Annotated in this window: 1 pseudogene; it reads right to left on the bottom strand. The window is 55.5% G+C overall.

Annotation, left to right across the window (positions count from 1 at the left end):
- Positions 1 to 254: pseudogene (locus AAC854_RS23580) on the bottom strand (helix-turn-helix domain-containing protein); the annotation flags it as partial.

The following is a 254-nucleotide window of genomic DNA, read 5'->3' on the forward strand; positions in this document are numbered from 1 at the left end:
TTTTTTTAAAGACAGGCGGGCCCGTTTATAGGTTAGCCCCTGTTTTTTCAGGGTATTCGCCAGCGTCTCAAGCGTACAGGGCAGCGGGCCATGCTTGTCCTCGACTTTCTGTGCGATCCGGGCTAACGTCAGAGATTCTGCCTTGGCGGCTTCGACCGCGGTGGTAATCATGTCAGGGGTCATGGCGGGATATCGGCCTCCGACATGCCCACCTAATAATCCCGCTATCCCTGAATCGTGCCAGAAGTGAACCC

The organism is Xenorhabdus entomophaga (assembly GCF_037996725.1).
Classification (GTDB): domain Bacteria; phylum Pseudomonadota; class Gammaproteobacteria; order Enterobacterales; family Enterobacteriaceae; genus Xenorhabdus; species Xenorhabdus khoisanae.